This window comes from Streptomyces sp. NPDC001070 (assembly GCF_053598835.1).
In genome coordinates, this window is the sequence record NZ_JBSFLB010000001.1 from 252,332 (window position 1) to 271,858 (window position 19,527).

Annotated in this window: 18 protein-coding genes; 4 read left to right on the forward strand and 14 right to left on the reverse strand. The window is 69.5% G+C overall.

Features of this window, described 5'->3' with window-relative positions; all coding sequences use genetic code 11:
* Nucleotides 1–36: 36 nt before the first annotated feature.
* Both pafA and ACWDAS_RS01220 read right to left on the reverse strand, forming a co-directional pair.
* The gene (gene pafA, locus ACWDAS_RS01215) at nt 37–1,398 is read right to left on the reverse strand and encodes a Pup--protein ligase (RefSeq protein WP_361802041.1); all 1,362 of its coding nucleotides are present in this window, start codon (nt 1,396–1,398) and stop codon (nt 37–39) included.
* A 9-nt stretch (nt 1,399–1,407) separates the two neighbouring features.
* A complete protein-coding gene (locus tag ACWDAS_RS01220; RefSeq protein WP_450386250.1) occupies nt 1,408–2,655 on the reverse strand; it encodes an MFS transporter in 1,248 nt (415 codons plus the stop codon).
* 119 nt (nt 2,656–2,774) lie between these two features.
* On the opposite strand from ACWDAS_RS01220, the gene ACWDAS_RS01225 reads away from it, so the two are divergent.
* Nucleotides 2,775–3,782: a LacI family DNA-binding transcriptional regulator gene (locus ACWDAS_RS01225; RefSeq protein ID WP_450386252.1), complete on the forward strand. Its 1,008-nt coding sequence runs from the start codon at nt 2,775–2,777 to the stop codon at nt 3,780–3,782.
* Between the two features lie 61 nt (nt 3,783–3,843).
* Here the strand turns inward: ACWDAS_RS01225 and prcA are convergent, their stop codons facing one another.
* From prcA to arc, 6 genes are all read right to left on the reverse strand, one after another.
* On the reverse strand, nt 3,844–4,638 hold the full coding sequence (gene prcA, locus ACWDAS_RS01230) for a proteasome subunit alpha (RefSeq protein ID WP_450386254.1): 795 nt from the start codon (nt 4,636–4,638) through the stop codon (nt 3,844–3,846).
* A gap of 50 nt (nt 4,639–4,688) precedes the next feature.
* Nucleotides 4,689–5,534, reverse strand: a complete 846-nt coding sequence (gene prcB, locus ACWDAS_RS01235; RefSeq protein WP_450386256.1) for a proteasome subunit beta — start codon at nt 5,532–5,534, stop codon at nt 4,689–4,691.
* Nucleotides 5,486–5,962 carry an endonuclease VII domain-containing protein gene (locus ACWDAS_RS01240; RefSeq protein WP_450386603.1) on the reverse strand — a complete coding sequence of 159 codons (477 nt, stop codon included), beginning with the start codon at nt 5,960–5,962 and terminating at the stop codon, nt 5,486–5,488. The genes prcB and ACWDAS_RS01240 overlap by 49 nt, the downstream gene beginning before the upstream one ends.
* Nucleotides 5,963–6,136: 174 nt before the next feature.
* Nucleotides 6,137–6,355, reverse strand: coding sequence for a ubiquitin-like protein Pup (locus ACWDAS_RS01245; protein ID WP_450386258.1), 219 nt, complete (start codon nt 6,353–6,355; stop codon nt 6,137–6,139).
* A 136-nt stretch (nt 6,356–6,491) separates the two neighbouring features.
* Nucleotides 6,492–8,003, reverse strand: coding sequence for a depupylase/deamidase Dop (dop, locus tag ACWDAS_RS01250; RefSeq protein ID WP_450386260.1), 1,512 nt, complete (start codon nt 8,001–8,003; stop codon nt 6,492–6,494).
* Nucleotides 8,004–8,210: 207 nt separating this feature from the next.
* Complete coding sequence (gene arc / locus ACWDAS_RS01255) at nt 8,211–9,977, reverse strand: proteasome ATPase (protein WP_450386262.1); 1,767 nt, start codon at nt 9,975–9,977, stop codon at nt 8,211–8,213.
* A 240-nt stretch (nt 9,978–10,217) separates the two neighbouring features.
* Between arc and ACWDAS_RS01260 the strand changes: the two genes are divergently transcribed.
* The gene (locus ACWDAS_RS01260; protein WP_450386264.1) at nt 10,218–10,508 is read left to right on the forward strand and encodes a ferredoxin; all 291 of its coding nucleotides are present in this window, start codon (nt 10,218–10,220) and stop codon (nt 10,506–10,508) included.
* A 4-nt stretch (nt 10,509–10,512) separates the two neighbouring features.
* Here ACWDAS_RS01260 and ACWDAS_RS01265 read toward each other — a convergent pair whose 3' ends face one another.
* From ACWDAS_RS01265 to ACWDAS_RS01275, 3 genes are all read right to left on the reverse strand, one after another.
* Entirely contained in the window at nt 10,513–11,094 is a 582-nt protein-coding gene (locus ACWDAS_RS01265) for a hypothetical protein (protein WP_450386266.1), read from the reverse strand.
* Between the two features lie 162 nt (nt 11,095–11,256).
* Nucleotides 11,257–12,165 (reverse strand): tRNA (adenine-N1)-methyltransferase, encoded by a 909-nt coding sequence (locus ACWDAS_RS01270; RefSeq protein ID WP_361802069.1) that lies wholly within the window; start codon nt 12,163–12,165, stop codon nt 11,257–11,259.
* Nucleotides 12,166–12,242: 77 nt separating this feature from the next.
* Complete coding sequence (locus tag ACWDAS_RS01275; RefSeq protein WP_450386268.1) at nt 12,243–13,472, reverse strand: site-2 protease family protein; 1,230 nt, start codon at nt 13,470–13,472, stop codon at nt 12,243–12,245.
* 97 nt (nt 13,473–13,569) lie between these two features.
* Here ACWDAS_RS01275 and ACWDAS_RS01280 point away from each other — a divergent pair, with 97 nt between their 5' ends.
* Nucleotides 13,570–14,421, forward strand: coding sequence for a RecB family exonuclease (locus ACWDAS_RS01280; RefSeq protein ID WP_450386270.1), 852 nt, complete (start codon nt 13,570–13,572; stop codon nt 14,419–14,421).
* Nucleotides 14,422–14,437: 16 nt separating this feature from the next.
* Nucleotides 14,438–15,109 carry a response regulator gene (locus ACWDAS_RS01285; protein WP_450386271.1) on the forward strand — a complete coding sequence of 224 codons (672 nt, stop codon included), beginning with the start codon at nt 14,438–14,440 and terminating at the stop codon, nt 15,107–15,109.
* Between the two features lie 52 nt (nt 15,110–15,161).
* On the opposite strand, the gene ACWDAS_RS01290 is transcribed toward ACWDAS_RS01285, so the two are convergent.
* The 3 genes from ACWDAS_RS01290 to ACWDAS_RS01300 all read right to left on the reverse strand — a co-directional run bounded on the left by ACWDAS_RS01290 (nt 15,162) and on the right by ACWDAS_RS01300 (nt 19,523).
* The gene (locus ACWDAS_RS01290; protein WP_450386273.1) at nt 15,162–16,760 is read right to left on the reverse strand and encodes an ABC transporter substrate-binding protein; all 1,599 of its coding nucleotides are present in this window, start codon (nt 16,758–16,760) and stop codon (nt 15,162–15,164) included.
* Between the two features lie 87 nt (nt 16,761–16,847).
* Nucleotides 16,848–18,437, reverse strand: a complete 1,590-nt coding sequence (locus tag ACWDAS_RS01295; protein WP_450386275.1) for an ABC transporter substrate-binding protein — start codon at nt 18,435–18,437, stop codon at nt 16,848–16,850.
* Between the two features lie 384 nt (nt 18,438–18,821).
* Nucleotides 18,822–19,523, reverse strand: a complete 702-nt coding sequence (locus ACWDAS_RS01300) for an HAD family hydrolase (RefSeq protein WP_450386276.1) — start codon at nt 19,521–19,523, stop codon at nt 18,822–18,824.
* Nucleotides 19,524–19,527 lie beyond the last annotated feature (4 nt).

Below are 19,527 nucleotides of genomic sequence, written 5' to 3' on the forward strand. Positions count from 1 at the left end.
ACGTACGGGGCCCCGCGTCGCCTGCACCGGTACCGCCTACATCCCGGCGATGAGCTTCTCCACCCGGTCGTCCACCGACCGGAAGGGGTCCTTGCACAGCACGGTGCGCTGCGCCTGGTCGTTGAGCTTCAGGTGCACCCAGTCGACGGTGAAGTCGCGCCGCTGCTCCTGGGCACGGCGGATGAAGTCGCCGCGCAGCCGCGCCCGGGTGGTCTGCGGGGGCACGGACTTGGCCTCGAAGATCTTCAGGTCGTTGCAGATCCGCTTGGCCTGACCGCGCTTCTCCAGCAGGTAGTACAACCCGCGGCGGCGGTGGATGTCGTGGTACGCGAGGTCTATCTGCGCGATGCGCGGGTGCGACATCGTGATGTTGTCCCGCGCCCGGTAACGCTCGATCAGGCGGTACTTCATCACCCAGTCGATCTCGGTGCCGATCTTGTCCAGGTCACCGCTGGCGATCGACTCCAGGGTCCGGCCCCACAGTTCGAGGACCTGCTCGATGACACCGCTGCGGATGCCCCTCCGCTCGCAGAAGTCCACCGCCTTGGAGTAGTACTCCTCCTGGATCTCCAGGGCCGAGGCCTCCCGACCGGAGGCGAGGCGGACCTTGCGCTGGCCCGTTATGTCGTGGGAGACCTCGCGGATCGCCCGGATCGGGTTCTCCAGCGTCAGGTCCCGCATGACCGTGCCCGCCTCGATCATGCGCAGCACCAGGTCGGTCGCGCCGACCTTGAGCAGCATGGTCGTCTCGGACATGTTGGAGTCGCCCACGATGACGTGCAGGCGCCGGTAGCGCTCGGCGTCGGCGTGCGGCTCGTCGCGGGTGTTGATGATGGGCCGGGAACGGGTGGTGGCGGAGCTGACGCCCTCCCAGATGTGCTCCGCGCGCTGGCTGACGCAGTAGACCGCGCCGCGCGGGGTCTGCAGCACCTTGCCGGCGCCGCAGAGCAGCTGGCGGGTGACGAGGAAGGGGATCAGGATGTCCGCGAGGCGGGAGAACTCCCCGTGCCGGGCGACCAGGTAGTTCTCGTGGCACCCGTAGGAGTTTCCGGCGGAGTCGGTGTTGTTCTTGAAGAGGTAGACGTCACCCGCGATGCCCTCCTCGTGCAGGCGCCGTTCGGCGTCCACCAGGAGGCCTTCAAGGATGCGTTCTCCCGCCTTGTCGTGGGTGACCAGTTCCGTCACGTTGTCGCACTCGGGAGTGGCGTACTCCGGGTGCGAGCCCACATCCAGATACAGGCGGGCGCCATTGCGGAGAAAGACGTTGCTGCTTCGACCCCATGACACGACACGGCGGAAGAGGTACCGCGCCACCTCGTCCGGGGACAGACGCCGCTGTCCCCGGAACGTGCACGTGACGCCGTACTCGTTCTCCAGCCCGAAAATGCGGCGGTCCATGATGAGACCTTACGCCTGATGCGTGGACCTCAAACCGGGTTCGACCGCGGCGATTCGATCTTTTTCCGTCCCGGTTGCCGGGTCCGGGACCGTGAGGTAGCGCCCGCTGGCAAGCAGGACGGCCAGCGCGACCGCGCCGCCGGCCGCCGCCACACCGAAGGCCGCCGCCGCCCCGCCGTACTGCGCGGCCGGTCCCGCGGCCGCCGTGCCGACCGCCGCGCCCACCCCGAACGCCGTGACGATCCATGAGAACGCCTCGGTCACCGTGCCCACCGGAGCGTGCCGGTCGACCACGACGAACGCGCAGGCCAGCGTGGGCGCGAGGAAGAGTCCCGCCAGCACCGCCAGACCCGCCATGAGCGCAACGCCCGGCACCAGCACCAGCGGCAGATAGCACACGGCCAGTCCCGCCATCAGCAGCCGCAGCCGCCGCTCCGGGACCCCGGGCCAGTGCCGCGCCCCGTAGACCACCCCGCCCAGGAGGGCGCCCGCACCGATGCCCGACAGCACGTAGCTCGAGACCATGCCGCCGCCGTGGCCGTCGGCGTACGCGACCGACGCGACGGCGATCGAGCCCAGCGCGAGCCCCACGAAGAAGAACGAGCCGACCAGCGCCCGCAGGCCCGGCGCGCGCAGCGGCCCCAGCCAGTCCGGGGTCCGCGGCTCCGCCCGCCACGCCCGCGACGGCGGCGCGGTGACCACGCTCAGCGCCCCGGCGACACCGACCGCCGCGATCCACAGCAGCGCCGCCGCCTCCGAGAAGGCCGCGACCAGCAGGGTCACCAGCACCGGCCCGACCGCGAACATGACCTCCTGCGCGGCGGCGTCCAGCGCGTAGGCGGCGTGGATCCGGTCCTCGCGCCGCAGCACGCTCGGCCACAGCGCCCGCAGGCCCCCCTCAAGGGGCGGCGTGAAGAAGCCCGCCACGAGCATCGCAGCGTACGCGAGGGGCAGCGGCCGCGGCCCGGAGAGAGCGAAGACGGCCATCCCCGCGGCCGAGGCCACCGCGGCGGGGAACATCACCCGGGGCTGCCCGAGGCGGTCCACGGCCCGGCCCAGCAGCGGCTGGCCCACGGCGTTGGCAAGTCCGTAGACGGCCGAGAGCGCCCCCGCGAGGGCGAAGTCGCCGCCCTGCGCGCGGGTGAGCAGCACGATCCCCAGGGCGGCCGTCGCGTTCGGCAGCCGGCCGATCAGGGTGCCGGTCAGCAGCCGCACCGCGTGCCGGGCCCGCAGCAGGTCCGCGTAGCCGGTCCCCATGCCCGCCCCTTCGATAGTTGTACGTATAACTCGTGCGTCATACGTACCATGAGCCCAGTCCACCGGTCCAGCCGCAGCCATGCGCGCCACCGCAGACCCAGCCGAGAGGGGCCCCCACGGTGACCGACACAGCGCGCCCGACCTCACGGGACGTCGCACGCGCCGCCGGCGTCTCCCAGGCCACCGTCTCCCTCGTCCTCGGCGAGAAATGGCGCGGCCGCGTCTCCGAACGCACCGCCGACACCGTCCGCGCCGCCGCCCAGGCCCTCGGCTACCGGCCCAACCTCGCCGCCCGCAACCTCCGCCTCGGCCGCACCCGCACCGCGCTCCTGGTCGTACCGACGATCACCAACGAGTACTTCGCCCAGGTCTACACCGGCGCCGCCCGCGTCGCCGACGCCCACGGCTTCGGCGTCGTGCTCTACCCCTCCCCCGAAGGCGTCGGCCCCGCCCGCGACCCCTTCGGCTCCGCCCGGGCCGCCCTCGACGGCATCATCGCCTCCTCCATGGCCGCCGACGCCCTCGCCGCCATCGGCGACGGCGGACTCCCCCTCGTCATGCTCGACGCCGACCCCGCGGAACCCGGACCCGCCGCCACCGTCAACCTCGCCATCGCCGACGGCATGCGCCGCATCGCCCGCCACGTCCTCGACCTCGGCCACCGCCCCGAGGACATCGCCCACCTCGCCGCCGGCATCGACACCTGGACCTTCCGCGAACGCGCCCAGGCCCTCGCCGGCACCCTCGGCACCACCCCGCCGACCGAACATTCCCCGCTCACCTACGAAGACGCCCGCCGGGCCACCGAACGCCTCCTCGCCCGCCCCGGCACCCCGCCCACCGCGATCGTCTGCGACGACGACGTCCTCGCCGTCGGCGCCTGCAAGGCACTGCGCCGCCACGGCCTGCGCGTCCCCGAGGACATCTCCGTCACCGGCTACGACAACTCCGCACTCGCCACCGCGGTCGAACCCGAGCTCACCACCGTCGCACTCCCCGCCGACGCCGTCGGCGCGGCCGGCATGACCGCCCTCCTCGACACCCTCGCCGGCCGCCCCGTCACCGGCACCGAGCTCCCCGTGCAGCTCGTCGTACGCGGCTCCACGGCCCCGCCACGCCGCCCCTGAGACGGCCGACGCCCCGGCCGCCACACAGGCGACCGGGGCGTCCCGAACGGGCGGACGTGCCTCACACGTCCTCGTCCAGCTCCGGCAGATCGTCGTCCCCGTCGGCCGGAGCCGCGGGCGGGGCCGCCTTCTCCGCCTTCTCCTCCGGCGGCGGAGCCTCCCCCTCCAGCAGCCGCGCCAGCTGCCGGCCCAGGATCCGCTTGAACTTGCGCTGCTGCGGCCGCGTACGGTCCAGCACCGCGACCTCCAGCTGCTCCGCCGTGAGCTGCCGGTCACTGCCGTTGGTGTCCCGGCTCAGCGACTCCACCGCCAGCTTCAGGGCCTCCGCCAGCGTCATGTCGTCACGGTGCCGCTGGTCCAGGTAGCTGCCGATCTGGTCCGAGTTGCCACCGACCGCCACCGCACCGTGCTCGTCCACGATCGAACCGTCGTGCGGCAACCGGTAGATCTGGTCCTCCGAGGAATCCGCGCCCACCTCGGCGACGATCAGCTCCACCTCGTACGGCTTCTCACCGACGCTCGAGAAGATCGTGCCCAGCGTCTGCGCGTACACGTTCGCCAGGCCGCGCGCGGTCACATCGTCCCGGTCGTAGGTGTAACCCCGCAGATCGGCGTAGCGCACACCGCCGATCCGCAGGTTCTCGAACTCGTTGTACTTGCCGACCGCCGCGAACGCGATCCGGTCGTAGATCTCGCTGACCTTGTGCAGGGCACGGGACGGGTTCTCGGCGATGAAGACGATGCCGTCGGTGTACTGCAGAACGACGACGCTGCGCCCGCGCGCGATGCCCTTGCGGGCGAACTCGGCACGGTCGGCCATGGCCTGCTGGGGTGAGACATAGAACGGCGTCGACACCGGCTATCCGTCCCTTTCTGTCAGTGGCGAGTGCATCTCGGACGACCGGGTCAGAGCAGCCCGGCCCGCGGGCCGTCCGGCTGCTCCAGCCGCCGCTCGTGAATGGCCCGGACGATCTCCGAGGACTCCGCCTCGGTCAGCCTGCGGAAGCCCTCGTCGGTGATGACCGTGACGATCGGGTAGATCCGGCGCGCCAGATCCGGCCCACCGGTCGCCGAGTCGTCGTCCGCCGCGTCGTACAGCGCCTGCACCACCAGCGTCGCCGTCTGCGACTCGGTGAGATCCGGCTTGTACAGCTTCTTCAGCGCCCCGCGCGCGAACACCGAACCCGAACCGGTCGCGGCGAAGCCGTGCTCCTCGGAACGACCGCCCGTCACGTCGTACGAGAAGATCCGCCCCTTCTCGCGGTCGGTGTCGTAGCCGGCGAACAGCGGAACCACCGCAAGCCCCTGCAGCGCCATCCCCAGGTTCCCCCGGATCATGGTCGACAGGCGGTTCGCCTTGCCCTCCAGGGAGAGCGTGGCGCCCTCGATCTTCTCGTAGTGCTCCAGCTCCAGCTGGAACAGCTTGACCATCTCCACGGCCAGGCCCGCCGTGCCCGCGATGCCCACCGCCGAGTACTCGTCGGCCGGGAACACCTTCTCGATGTCCCGCTGGGCGATGACATTGCCCATCGTCGCCCGGCGGTCACCGGCGAGCACCACGCCGCCGGGGAACGTCGCGGCCACGATCGTCGTGCCGTGCGGGATCTCGACCGCCCCCTTGACGGGGGGCAGCGAGCGGTTGCCCGGGACCAGCTCCGGCGCGTGTGCCCCCAGGAAGTCCACGAACGAGGACGAGCCAGGCGTCAGGAAGGCAGCTGGTAGACGCCCGGTGCTACGAGTGTTGGCTTCCACACGTTTCCTTCCACGTAGTCCGCTGCGCGGCGCAGCAGTTCTGGGTTGTCCTTAAACTGCCCCAGACCGCCGTTGCAGTTGAAGCAGAGCACTGATCGCACCATACCCGTCAGATGATCGTGATCCACATGCTGCGGTCCGGGAGTTAGGCAGATCGGACAGATACCGAACTGCTCCTTGATCATTACCTCGACTTCGCCGGCTCCGAGGCCGTACCGGCGCTTCAGATGGTGGTGACGGCTCCCACCGTGCAGCCGGTCCCGGGACTCCCGCGATCTCACGTTCTGACAGGGTTTGCAGTAGGTGGCGAAGCCGGACTTCGTGTTCCGGTTGCGGGGGAATGCCGTGAACGGCAAAACCTGCTCACAGTCCGGGCAACGCCGGTGACCCTCGGGTACAGATTCACGCGGACCGCGGGAGGGGCGCATCGTACGCCCCTCCCGTTCTGCGCGCCGCCGCGCCGTCTCTGCGTTGCGCCGACTCGCGCACAGCCTGCAGTAGTACGCCAGTCCGTCGGGTGAAGACTTGGACCGCCAGAATTCCGCTGCCGCTTTCACCTGGCCGCAGTCGCGGCACTGCTTTTCCGGCGCGTCCAAGTTGATCTACTCTCCGCCCTTCTGTACGAACGAACGTACGAAATCCTCTGCGTTCTCCTCGAGGACGTCGTCGATCTCGTCCAGCACGGAGTCCACGTCGTCCGACAGCTTCTCGTGCCGCTCCTTGAGGTCGGAGGCGGCCTGCGCGTCCTGCGCGGTCTCCTCGACCTCCTCGGTCGAACGCGTGGCCTTCTGCTGCCCGCCGCCGGTGTCCTTGGTAGCCATGTGTCCCTCACCCCGCTCGGTGTCCATGTCCTACAAGATCAGACCCTACAAGGAGGGTCTGACTTCGGCCCCCGGTATTGCCCAACGTCCGGGGGCCACCCCGATGATTCCCGGTTCGGGAGGATTTCAGCCCTGTTCAGCCGCCGGACAGGATCCGCACGAGCTCCTCGGCGGTGCGGCAGCGGTCCAGCAGTTCCTTGACGTGGTTGCGGGTGCCGCGCAGCGGTTCCAGGGTGGGGACGCGCTGCAGGGAGTCCCGGCCGGGGAGGTCGAAGATCACCGAGTCCCAGGAGGCCGCGGCGACGTCGTCCGCGTACTGCTCGAGGCAGCGGCCGCGGAAGTAGGCGCGGGTGTCCTCCGGGGGCTTGCTCATGGCCCGTACGACGTCGTCCTCGGTCAGCAGGCGCTGGATGCGACCGCGGGCCACGAGGCGGTTGTAGAGCCCCTTCTCGGCGCGTACGTCGGCGTACTGGAGGTCGACGAGGTGGAGCCGGGCGGCGTCCCATTCGAGGGTGTCGCGGCGCCGGTAGCCCTCGAGGAGTTCGCGTTTGGCGATCCAGTCGAGTTCGCCGGACAGGCTCATCGGGTCGCTCTCGAGCCGGTTGAGGACGTCCTCCCATCGTGCGAGGACGTCCTTGGTCTGCTCGTCGGCGTCGGTGCCGAAGCGGTCCTCGACGTACTTGCGGGCGAGCTCGCAGTACTCCATCTGGAGCTGGACGGCGGTGAGGGTGCGGCCGCTGCGCAGGGTGACCAGGCGGCGCAGCGTCGGGTCGTGGCTGACCTGGTGGAGGGTGCGCACGGGCTGGTCGACGGCGAGGTCGACGTTGATGAAGCCGTCCTCGATCATCGACAGGACGAGTGCGGTGGTGCCGAGCTTGAGGTAGGTGGAGATCTCGGACAGGTTGGCGTCGCCGATGATCACGTGCAGTCGGCGGTACTTCTCGGCGTCGGCGTGGGGCTCGTCGCGGGTGTTGATGATGGGGCGCTTGAGGGTGGTCTCGAGTCCGACCTCGACCTCGAAGTAGTCGGCGCGCTGGCTGATCTGGAAGCCGTGTTCGTGGCCGTCCTGGCCGATTCCGACGCGTCCGGCGCCGGTGACGACCTGGCGGCAGACGAAGAAGGGGGTCAGGTGGCGCACGATGTCCGAGAAGGGGGTCTCCCGCTTCATCAGGTAGTTCTCGTGGGTGCCGTAGGACGCGCCCTTGTTGTCGGTGTTGTTCTTGTACAGGTGGATGGGCTGGGCGCCCGGGAGCTGGGCGGCACGCTCGGCGGCCTCCGCCATGATGCGCTCGCCGGCCTTGTCCCACAGGACGGCGTCGCGGGGGTTGGTGACCTCCGGGGCGCTGTACTCGGGGTGGGCGTGGTCGACGTAGAGCCGGGCTCCGTTGGTGAGGATGACATTGGCCAGGCCGATGTCCTCGTCGGTGAGCTGGCTGGAGTCCGCGGCCTCTCGGGCGAGGTCGAAGCCGCGGGCGTCCCGCAGTGGGTTCTCCTCCTCGAAGTCCCAGCGGGCGCGCCGCGCCCGGTGCATCGCCGCCGCGTAGGCGTTGACGACCTGGGACGAGGTGAGCATGGCATTGGCGTTCGGGTGGCCCGGGACGGAGATCCCGTACTCCGTCTCGATGCCCATTACTCGCCGTACGGTCATGCGGCCCTCCTTGCCCGGCTCCGGCCCGTGCTGGGCCGGTCGCTCAAGTACCGCTTCGCATATGGCCCTAGTGCGGTACCGCTGAGCCTAGAACGCGATGGCGGTGGTGGGGAGATCATTACGCGCTTTCCTGGGTGGTGCCGGGGTGAAATGCTCCGGCTGCGGGTGCCCCTGCGTGGGCACCCGCAGCCGGAGGGTGGTCGCGTGTTACAGGTACTGGCCCGTGTTGGCGACGGTGTCGATGGAGCGACCGGTGTCGGCGCCCTGCTTTCCGGTGACGAGGGTGCGGATGAAGACGATCCGCTCGCCCTTCTTGCCGGAGATGCGGGCCCAGTCGTCCGGGTTGGTGGTGTTGGGCAGGTCCTCGTTCTCCTTGAACTCGTCCACGCAGGCGGCGAGCAGGTGGGAGACGCGCAGACCGCGCTGGTTGTGGTCGAGGAAGGCCTTGATCGCCATCTTCTTGGCCCGGTCCACGATGTTCTGGATCATGGCGCCGGAGTTGAAGTCCTTGAAGTAGAGGACTTCCTTGTCACCGTTGGCGTAGGTGACCTCCAGGAAGCGGTTCTCCTCGGACTCGGAGTACATCCGCTCGACCACGGACTGGATCATGCCTTCGACCGTGGCCTCCGCCGACCCGCCGTGCTCGGAGAGGTCCTCGCCGTGCAGTGGGAGGGTGGCGACCAGGTACTTGGAGAAGATGTCCTTGGCCGCCTCGGCGTCCGGCCGCTCGATCTTGATCTTCACGTCCAGGCGGCCGGGCCGCAGGATCGCGGGGTCGATCATGTCCTCGCGGTTGGAGGCGCCGATGACGATGACGTTCTCCAGGCCCTCGACGCCGTCGATCTCGGCGAGCAGCTGGGGAACGATGGTGTTCTCCACGTCCGAGCTGACGCCGGAACCGCGGGTCCGGAACAGGGACTCCATCTCGTCGAAGAAGACGATGACGGGGGTGCCCTCACCGGCCTTCTCGCGTGCCCGCTGGAAGACCAGCCGGATCTGCCGCTCGGTCTCGCCGACGTACTTGTTGAGCAGCTCGGGGCCCTTGATGTTCAGGAAGTAGCTCTTGCCCTGGGGCTGCCCGGTGACCTCGGCGACCTTCTTCGCAAGGGAGTTGGCGACGGCCTTGGCGATGAGCGTCTTGCCGCAGCCGGGGGGGCCGTAGAGGAGTACGCCCTTGGGCGGGCGGAGCTCGTACTCCTTGAACAGCTCGGCGTGCAGATAGGGCAGTTCGACGGCGTCGCGGATCTGCTCGATCTGGTTGCTGAGGCCGCCGATCTGGCGGTAGTCGATGTCCGGGACCTCTTCGAGGACGAGCTCTTCGACCTCGCTCTTGGGGACTCGCTCGTAGACGTATCCGGAGCGCGGTTCGAGCAGCAGCGCGTCGCCGGCGCGGAGAGTGCCGTCCAGCAGCGGCTCGGCGAGCCGCACCACCCGCTCCTCGTCCGTGTGCCCGATGACCAGGGCCCGCTCGCCGTCCTCGAGGATCTCCTTGAGGGTGACGATGTCTCCGATGCGCTCGAACTCCATGGCCTCGACCACGTTGAGCGCCTCATTGAGCATGACTTCCTGCCCGCGCCGGAGGTCGTCCAGCTCGACGGAGGGGCTGACGTTCACCCGCAGCTTGCGGCCGCCGGTGAAGATGTCCGCCGTTCCGTCGTCGTTCGCCTGCAGGAACACGCCGAATCCCGCAGGAGGCTGCGCCAGCCGGTCCACTTCTTCCTTGAGGGCCACGATCTGGTCGCGGGCCTCGCGGAGGGTGTTCGCCAGCCGCTCGTTCTGAGCGGAAACGCCTGCCAGGTTGGTCTGCAGCTCGACGATCCGCTCCTCGAGAATCCTCGTGTGCCGCGGAGAGTCGGCGAGCTTACGTCGCAGGACGGCGATCTCCTGCTCAAGAAAGGCGACCTGGCTCATGGGGTCTTCCGATCCACGAGCGGGTCGGCCGCCACGGTTGATGTCGTCGTCGTGGGCCGCCACGGTCCTCACCTCCTCCAAGGGGAGCTGGACGCTTCCAGACCCTACCTGGGCCAGTAGGGGTTGAAACCCCTAGATCACAAAGACGTCCTGGGTGTGTCCGATCTTCACCCTTGCGCACGTCCTCCCGCCAGGGAGATACCCAGCCATCACCATCCGGAAGCGGCCGGTTGTATCGTCGGTTCGGTCAACGCCCGTCAAGGGCGGTCCCTTCCCGAACGATGAACGGCAGGCGAGATACCGGTGAGCGAGGAAGTCGTCGAGGCGCTTGAGGTCTGGATCGATCAGGACCTGTGCACCGGCGACGGCATCTGTGTGCAGTACGCGCCCGAGGTCTTCGAGCTCGACATCGACGGACTCGCGTACGTCAAGGGCGACGACGACGAACTCCGCCAGGCACCCGGGGCCACGGTCCCGGTTCCCCTGCCGTTGTTGACCGATGTGGTGGATTCGGCCAGGGACTGCCCTGGCGACTGTATTCATGTGCGTCGGGTTTCGGACAGTGTAGAACTGTACGGACCGGACGCGGAGTGATCTGTCACACGCTGTTCGCGAGCGGTCCCGGGATCTCGTAGTAGGTCCCGGACCGCCATTCCCAGCTGTACTCGCGCATCTGGTCGGGGCAGCAGCGGGGCACGTCGTCGGTGGAGTAGCCGAGCACGGTGGCCCGCACGGTACGGCCGTCGATCTTCAGGTCCTTGAAGCTGCGCTGCTCCTTGGGATCGACGAGCGTCTCCACGATGCGCGGCGCGGCACCGGCGGTGGGGTCCGCCGAGAGCACGTACAGGCCACTGGGCGGAGTGCCCGTCCCGGAGTGGCAGCGGGCGACGGCGACGGTCTCGGGGCGGCCGTCCCCGTCGAGGTCTCCCGAGGCCTTGTCGACGACGTCCACGGGGGCCCCGGCGCACTCCATCGGGAAGTGAACGGCCTTGGGGTCCGGGGGCGGCACGACCGCGGGCGTGGCGGCCTTGGCGTCGGCGGCGGGCTTGCCCGTGGAGGCGCCGGCGGGCTGCACGAGCGCGGCGCTGCCTATGACGGCGGCGATCACCGCGGCGGTCGTGATCCAGTGCACCGAGCGGGCTCGGGTGTGCGGAAGGGCCGGCCCTGCGGATGGCTGCACGCGCCTGTCTCCTGTGGAGTTGGTCGAGCGGGGGTGGCCAGCATGGTGCCACACGTCACAGTCCGGTGGTACGACCGGGGCCCGTGTTTCGGGAGATGTTCACCGGGGCGCGAGAAAGCGCCGCCGCCGGATCTCCGGCGGCGGCGCTTCGGGGTCGGGTGGTTACGCTCCGGTGGCGGCCGACTTGCCGCCGCCCGGACCGCTGTAGTCCTCGCCGTACGCGCCGGGCGCGGGGCGCCTTCGCCGCAGCGGCGGCTCCACGCCGTCGGCGAGCCGGCGGGCGGTCAGCAGGAAGCCGGTGTGCCCGATCATGCGGTGATCGGGGCGGACGGCCAGGCCCTCGATGTGCCAGGTGCGCACCATCGTCTCCCAGGCGGACGGCTCGTTGAACGTGCCGTGCTCGCGGATCGCCTCGACGGTGCGGGCGAGCTGGGTGGTGGTGGCGACGTACGCGCACAGGATGCCGCCGGGGACCAGGGCCTTGGAGACGGCCTCCAGGCACTCCCAGGGGGCGAGCATGTCGAGGATGACCCGGTCGACCTCGGTGTCGCTGAGGTTGTCCTGCAGGTCGCCGACGGTCAGCTGCCACGCCGGGTGCGGGCCGCCGAAGTAACGCTCGACGTTCTGGGTGGCGATCTCGGCGAAGTCGGCGCGCCGCTCGTACGAGTGCAGCATGCCCTGGTCGCCCACGGCGCGCAGCAGGAACATGCTGAGCGAGCCGGAGCCGACGCCCGCCTCCACGACGCGCGCGCCGGGGAAGATGTCGGCCATCGACAGGATCTGCCCCGCGTCCTTGGGGTAGACCACGGCGGCGCCGCGGGGCATGGACAGGACGTAGTCGGGGAGCAGGGGGCGCAGCGCGAGGTAGGCGACGTTTCCCGTGGTACGGACCACACTGCCCTCGGGGGCGCCGATCAGCTCGTCGTGGGGGAAGGAACCCTTGTGGGTGTGGAAGTTCTTCCCGGCCTCGAGCGTGAACGTGTAGTGGCGTCCCTTGGGATCGGTGAGCTGGACCTGGTCCCCGACCTTGAAGGGCCCGCGACGGCGGGCGGCACCGGTCGGTTCGGACATGCGGACAAGCCTACCGTTCATTTTTCAAGACTCGGTTCGTCTCCGGGCGCTCGCCCTTTTCGAGGCGAACCGAGCCCCTAAGAAGGGCGCGCCATGGCGGCGAGGAAGGCCTTCTCCACGTCGGCGGTGGACAGGACGCCGTAGACCTCGCCGGAGTTCTCGACGACGAGGTACTCCGTGGCGGGGGTGGCACGGAGGGTGTCCAGGAGGTCCTCGCCGGCGAGTTCCGCGGAGACCTTCATGCCGGGCTTGAGGTCCTGGGCCAGGCCGGAGACGGCGACCCAGGGGCGGCGGTGCTCGGGGACGCCGACGATGGCGGACTCGCGGACGACGGCGGTGGGGGTGCCCTGGCCGTCGACGACGACCAGCGCGCGGGCACCGGCTTCGTTGGCCCGGCGCAGGGCCTCGGACAGGGGGGTGTCGGAGGCGACCGGCAGGGCGCGCCGGGTCAGGGTGCGGGCCTGGAGATCGGGCAGGTGCTCGCGGAGCCGGGCCATGCGCAGGCTGTTGCCGGCGCCGGTCCAGATGATGGCGGCGAGGATGGCCGCGAGCAGGGCGTCGGTGAGGGAGTCGAAGCCGGTGGCGCCTTCGCCCCCGTCGCTCATGCCGCCCGCGTACGACAGCAGGGGCAGGCCGACGAGGACGGCGATGGCGAGGGCGCGGCCGATCCAGGCGGCCGCGATGGTGCCGGTCATGGCCTTGCCGCTGATCTTCCAGATGACCGCGCGGAGCATGCGCCCGCCGTCGAGCGGGAGGCCGGGCAGCAGGTTGAAGGCGGCCACGAGCAGGTTGCTGATCATGAGCCCGGCGAGGAGGACGCCGGGGACGGTGTCGGGGTCGACGCCCTGCATGCCGAGGTAGAAGACGCCCGCGAGGACGAGTGAGAGCAGCGGGCCGACGAAGGCGAGGACGAATTCGCGGCCCGGGGTCTCGGACTCCTTCTCGATCTCGGAGACGCCGCCGAAGAACTGCAGCTGGATGCGGCGCACGGGGAGGTCGAACCGGATCGCCGCCACGGTGTGGGCGAGTTCGTGGACGAGGACGGAGGCGTAGAAGGCGACGGCGAAGAAGAGCGAGACGAGGTAGCGGACGCCGCCGAGCTCGGGCAGGACGCGGTCGAGCTGGCCGCCGAACACCCAGGTGATGAGGGCCGCGACGAGGAACCAGCTGGGCGCCACGTAGACGGGCACGCCGAAGAAGCGGCCCATCAGGATGCCGCCGCCGGGTCCCGCGGGGCGTTTGGCGGGCCCGCCGTCGGGTCCGGGAGTCTGCTCGCCGCCCGGCGGCGGCTGCTGGCTCTCGCTCACTGGTTCCCCTCGTGTCGCTGACGGTCCGACGTCGATGGTATTGCCCGGTTGCGGGGAGCCGACACCGGCTGTCGGTGCCACCCCGTAGGGTCCTGCCATGGGCACCAGCACCGAAGCCATTCCACCGAGGCCGCCGTCCTCCCTGTCGCCGTCCCGCGCCGCCGACTTCATGCGCTGCCCGCTGCTGTACCGGCTGCGGGTGATCGACAAGCTGCCGGAGAAGCCGAGCCAGGCAGCGACGCGGGGCACGGTGGTGCACGCGGTGCTGGAGCGGCTCTTCGACGTGCCGGCGGTGGAGCGGACGGCGGACCGGGCGCGGGCGATGGTGCCGGCGCAGTGGGAGCGGTTGCTGGAGCAGCGTCCTGAGCTGTCGGAGCTGTTCGCCCCGGGTGACGGGCAGGGGCTGGCGGAGTGGCTTGAGGAGGCCGCCCGGCTGGTCGAGCGGTGGTTCTCGCTGGAGGACCCGACGCGGCTGGAACCGGCCGAGCGCGAGCTGTACGTGGAGACGGAGCTGGAGTCCGGGCTGACGCTGCGGGGTTACATCGACCGGCTGGACGTGGCGCCCGCCTCGGGTGATCTGCGGGTGGTGGACTACAAGACGGGCCGGGCGCCGCGGCCCGAGTACGCGGACGAGGCGCTGTTCCAGATGAAGTTCTACGCGTTGGTGCTGTGGCGTCTGCGGGGCGTGCTGCCGCGCCGGCTGCAGTTGGTCTACCTGGGCAGTGGCGAGGTACTGACGTACGACCCGTCGGAGGGTGATCTGCGGGCGGTGGGGCGGAAGCTGGAGGCCCTGTGGCAGGCGATCACGCGGGCGACGGAGTCGGGCGACTGGCGGCCGAGGCCGAGCAGGCTGTGCGACTGGTGCGACCATCAGGCGGTCTGCCCCTCGTTCGGGGGGACTCCCCCGCCGTATCCGCTGCCCGTCGTGGGGAAGAATGGGGAGTCCTGAGGGCGAAGGAGATCTTGTGGCTATTCGCGTCCTGTTGGTGGACGACCAGCCGCTGCTGCGCACGGGCTTCCGGATGATCCTGGAGGCCGAGGGCGATCTGGCGGTGGTCGGCGAGGCGGGGGACGGCCAGCAGGCCCTGGAGCAGGTGCGGGCGCTCCAGCCCGATGTGGTGCTGATGGACATCCGCATGCCGCGGATGGACGGGGTGGAGGCGACCCGGCAGATCACCGGGCCGGGCCGGGACGGCCCGGCGAAGGTGCTGGTGCTGACCACGTTCGATCTGGACGAGTACGTGGTGGAGGCGCTGCGCGCGGGCGCGAGCGGGTTCCTTCTGAAGGACGCGCCGGCGCACGAGCTGGTGCAGGCGATCCGGGTGGTCGCGGCGGGTGAGGCGATGCTGGCGCCGAGCATCACGCGGCGCCTGCTGGACAAGTACGCGGGGCGACTGCCGTCGGGCGAGGAACCGGTGCCGCAGGCGCTGCACACCCTGACCGATCGTGAGGTCGAGGTGCTGAAGCTGGTGGCGCGGGGGCTGTCGAACGCCGAGATCGCCGCGGAGCTGTTCGTGAGCGAGACGACGGTGAAGACCCATGTGGGCCATGTGCTGACGAAGCTGGCGCTGCGCGACCGGGTGCAGGCCGCGGTCTACGCGTACGAGAGCGGACTGGTGCGCCCCGGGGCGCAGTAGCGTCCCCGGGGCGTTCGTCGCGCCGTGTCGGTCGTGGGCCGGTCCGCGCGGGCTAGCTGGTCGAGGCGCCCTTGTGGATCTCCCAGAAGCGGAAGACGGTGGAGGCGTCGAGCGTCCACTCGAGGCCGTTGATGTTGTCCTTGGCGACCACGTACTGCTTGCCCTGCCACAGCGGGATGATCGGGACGTCGTCGGCGACCATGTCCTGCAGGTCCTCGAAGTCCGTGCTGGTGGAGGCGCGGACGGCCTGGGCGGCGGTCCGCGGGATCAGCTCGCCGGTGATCCGCTTGTTGACGTAGTTGTTGGACAGCACGTTGCCGTCGCCGAAGAACGGGGCCGTGAAGTTGTCCGGGTCCGGGTAGTCGGGGACCCAGCCGCGGACGTAGACGGCGTACTTGCCGGCCTCGATGTCCTTGGCGTACTGGTCGGCGTCGGTGGTCTTGACGTCGACGTCGAACAGGCCGCTGTCGTTGAGCTGCTTGGCGAGTGCCTTGAGTTCGGCGACGGTGCCGGGCCCGAAGCGGATGGGGGTCGCCCAGAGGGTGAACCGGACCTTGCCGGTGATTCCGGCCCCGGCGAGCGTGGCCTGGGCCTTGGCCCGATCGCCGCCCTCGCCGTAGCGGTCGAAGAAGGCGGTGTTGTGGCCGGTGATGCCCTGCGGCACGATCGAGTAGAGCGGGGCGGCGGTCCGCTGGTAGACGTCGCGGACGATGGCCTTGCGGTCGATCAGGTAGGCGACGGCGCGGCGGACGGCCTTGCTGCCGACGACGGGGTCCTTGAGGTTGAAGACCAGGTGCTGGACCTCCGCGCCGGTGCCCTCGACGACCTGGATGGCGGTGTTGCCGGCGATGGAGCTGCGCTGGAGCGAGGCGATGTCCGCGGAGGCCAGTCCGCGGTAGGCGAGGTCGACGCTGCCGTCCTCGACGGCCTTCTTCAGGGTCGGCTCGTCGCTGAAGAACTTCATCGTCATGCCGGAGTTGCGGACCTCGGCGGTGCCCTTGTAGCCCTCGTTGACCGAGAAGACGGCCTGCTTGCCGGCCTCGTACGAGTCGAGTTTGTAGGGGCCGGAGCCTATCGCCTTGTTGTCCGTGCGGAGTTTGTCCGCCGGGTACTGGCTGTGGTCGACGATCGAGCCGGCGCCGGAGGCGATCTTCATGGGGAAGGTCGCGTCGGAGTACTTCAGGTGGAAGACGACGCGGTCCGGTGCGGGGGTGTCGATCGTCTTGATCGAGTCGAGGAGGACGGCGGGGCCGTTCTCGTCGTTGATCTTGATGGTCCGCTGGAAGGAGAACTTGACGTCCTCCGAGGTGAGCGCCTCGCCGTTGCTGAACTTCAGGTCCTGCCGCAGGGTGCAGTCGTAGGTCCGGCTCGCCGAGTCGGTGAACTTGCAGCTCTGGGCGGCCTCGGGTTCGGGCTTGGTGGCGCCCTTGGGGAAGCTGAGCAGTGACTGGAAGACGTTGTTGAAGACGATCCAGGAGCCGACGTCGTAGCCTGCGGCGGGATCGACGGCCGTGACCTTGTCCGTGATGCCCATCGTGATGGGATCGCCGGTGGCCTCGCCGTCCGACCCTCCCGTGCCGCAGCCGGCGACCACGACGGCGGTCACGGTCGCGGAGAGCGGGAGCGCCAGTCGCTGGACTCGATTCCTCACGAGACTTCCCTCACAGCTTCGTTGTACGGACTGGCCCCGGCTCGCACGGACCCGGGTGGAATGCCCGGGTCCGTGCGAGCCGGTGGCTCATCCTGCCACGCCCTTGCCCAGTTCCCAGAACTGGGTGGTGGAGGAGGAGTTCAGGCACCACTCGGCACCCGTGATGTCGTCGCGCGTCGCGACGTACTGCTTGTCCTGGTAGAGCGGGATCATCGGGAGATCGCGCGCCAGGATCTCCTGCATCTGGCCGAAGTCCTCGTCGGTCTTGCCGCGGTCGGCGGACTGACGGGTGGTGGGCAGGAGCGAGGACTTGATGGACCCGCCCGGGTAGTTCAGGTTCAGGAAGCCCTCGGCGAAGAACGGCGCGATGTAGTTGTCCGCGTCGGGGAAGTCGGGGAGCCAGCTGAGCGAGTACGCCGCCCACCTGCCCTTGACCGCGCCCGGGAGGAACGTGTCCCACTTCGTGCCCTTGAGGGTCACGTCGAACAGACCGCTGGCGTTGAGCTGCTTGCGCAGGTCCTCCGCCTCGGCCTTGTTCGGGGAGGCGGGCCGGTTGGTCGGGTACGAGAAGGTGAGCTTGACCGGAGTGCTGATGCCGGCGGCGCTCAGCACCTGGGCGGCCTTCTCGCGGCTGGGCTCGCCGTACTTGTTGAAGAACGCGTTGCTGTGACCGACGATGCCGGTCGGCACGGCGCCGAACAGCGGGGTGGCGGTACGGCCGAGCACGTCGCGGGTGAGCGCGTCGCGGTCGATGACGCGGGCGATGGCCTCGCGGACCGCCTCCGACTTCACCGACGGGTCGTCGATGTTGAAGAACATGTAGCGCACGGCGCCGCTGGCGGCGTCGGTGACCTTGACGTGCTCCAGCTTGCCCTGCTCGATCTGGTTGATCTGATCGGGGGTGAAGGTGCGCGTGACGACGTCGATGTCACCGTCGGCGAGCGCCTTCTTCATCTGCTCGGAGTCCGGGTAGAAGTGGACTTCGATCTTCTCGTTGTTCCGCGTCACCAGACCCTTGTAGTTGGGGTTGGCGCTGAAGACGGCCTTGTCCTTGCCCCAGGAGTCGACCTTGTAGGGACCGGAGCCGACGATGTCGAGACCCTCGTGGCCCTTGGACGCGTCGTACACCTCGCTGTCGACGATGGCCGCGGCCGGGGTCGCCAGCTTGAAGGGGAAGGTGGCGTCCGGCGCCTTGAGGTGGAAGACGACCTGCTTGTCGTCCGGCGTCTCGACCGTGTCGACGTTCGACAGGAGGCTGGCCGGGCCGAAGTCGCTCTTGATCTTCAGCAGGCGGTCGACGGAGAACTTGACGTCCTGCGAGGTGAGGTCGTGGCCGTTGGAGAACTTCAGGCCGTCGCGCAGGGTGCAGCGGTAGGTCTCGGACTTGGTGTCGGAGAAGCCGCAGGACTTCGCGGCGTCCGGCTGCGGGGTGGTGGCACTGCGCGGGTAGCCCAGCAGCATCTGGAAGGTGTTGTTGAAGAAGTTCCAGGACGCGCTGTCGTACGAGGTGGCCGGGTCCAGGGGAGAGGGCTGGTCCTTGGACACCTCGATCTTGTCCGTCGTGCCGATGACGATGGCGTCACCGCCACCGCCGCCGCCGGTCGAGCCACCGCAGCCGGCCAGTACGGGCGCGGCGAGGCCCAGCAGGGCCGGCAGCACCAGTAGCTTGCGATTCATCCTCGTTGTTCTCCCTCTTCCGGCCCTCGGCCGTGCAGTGTTGAGCGGGGCGACGATACCCGCAATTACCGGTGACCGGCATTCCGGTGGACCGCCCCCGGGCACGAAGAAGTTGAGCCCGCGTCACGGGCGGATAACAGGGAGTGCCGTACCGATATCCGGACAGTGGCACGAACAGCCCTCCGCCCCTCAATCCGGACACAACCGCACTGACTGCACCGTCTTTTGACGGGTCGAAGCACGTCCGGTCCGCGTTGTCGACGCTCACCGACGTGAAAAGTATCACGTCCTGAGGTACTGGCCAGTAAACAATTCGGCACTCCGAATCGTCACGGAAAATAGCCGGGCAAGCGCCCAGAGTTTCCGCTCAATTCATGGCGACTCTCAGTGAACGGACGCAATCAGAGAGCGCAGAAATGGCACGTCGACCCGTTCCAGGGAGCTCACCACCGTCCGCCCCGGCACCGGCTCGATCGCGGCGATGGACGGGACGGCCACGACCCGGCAGCCGGCCGCCTCCGCCGCGGCGACCCCGGTGGGGGTGTCCTCGACCACCACGCACCGCGCGGGGTCCGCGCCGAACCGCGCGGCGGCGACCAGGTAGGGGTCGGGGTGCGGCTTGCTCCGCTCGACCTCGTCCCCGGCCAGGGAGAAGGCGAAGTTGTCGGCGCCGAGGGAGAGCATGACGGCGTCGATGATGCGCCGGTGGGAGGCGGAGACCAGAGCGGTGGGCACACCGTGCGCGGCCAGCTCGGTGAGCAGGCGCTGCGCGCCCGGCATCAGCGGCACACCGCGGCCGATCAGCTCGACGAAGCGCAGGTTGATCAGCGCGGAGAGCTCGGCGAGCGTGGCGTCCGTGCCGGTGACCGAGATGAGGTGTCCCAGGCTGCGCGCCATGGGACCGCCCACGACCACCTCTCGGTGGGTGTCGTCCAGCACGTGGCCGAGTTCCGCGAAGACCTCGACCTCCGCGTGCCACCAGAAGCCCTCGGTGTCGACCAGCGTGCCGTCCATGTCCAGGAGCACGGCCTGCAGGCCTGCCTCCCGGGCCGGCCGGATCTCGATGGCGGGAATACCGCTCGTCATGCGC

Excerpts from the sequence above, each read along its gene's own strand:
- pafA (WP_361802041.1), bottom strand. The coding sequence starts at position 1,398 with ATGGACCGCCGCATTTTCGGGCTGGAGAACGAGTACGGCGTCACGTGC.
- ACWDAS_RS01220 (WP_450386250.1), bottom strand. The coding sequence starts at position 2,655 with ATGGGGACCGGCTACGCGGACCTGCTGCGGGCCCGGCACGCGGTGCGG.
- ACWDAS_RS01240 (WP_450386603.1), bottom strand. The coding sequence starts at position 5,962 with ATGCGCCCCTCCCGCGGTCCGCGTGAATCTGTACCCGAGGGTCACCGG.
- ACWDAS_RS01245 (WP_450386258.1), bottom strand. The coding sequence starts at position 6,355 with ATGGCTACCAAGGACACCGGCGGCGGGCAGCAGAAGGCCACGCGTTCG.
- dop (WP_450386260.1), bottom strand. The coding sequence starts at position 8,003 with ATGACCGTACGGCGAGTAATGGGCATCGAGACGGAGTACGGGATCTCC.
- ACWDAS_RS01270 (WP_361802069.1), bottom strand. The coding sequence starts at position 12,165 with ATGTCCGAACCGACCGGTGCCGCCCGCCGTCGCGGGCCCTTCAAGGTC.
- ACWDAS_RS01280 (WP_450386270.1), top strand. The coding sequence starts at position 13,570 with ATGGGCACCAGCACCGAAGCCATTCCACCGAGGCCGCCGTCCTCCCTG.
- ACWDAS_RS01295 (WP_450386275.1), bottom strand. The coding sequence starts at position 18,437 with ATGAATCGCAAGCTACTGGTGCTGCCGGCCCTGCTGGGCCTCGCCGCG.
- ACWDAS_RS01300 (WP_450386276.1), bottom strand. The coding sequence starts at position 19,523 with ATGACGAGCGGTATTCCCGCCATCGAGATCCGGCCGGCCCGGGAGGCA.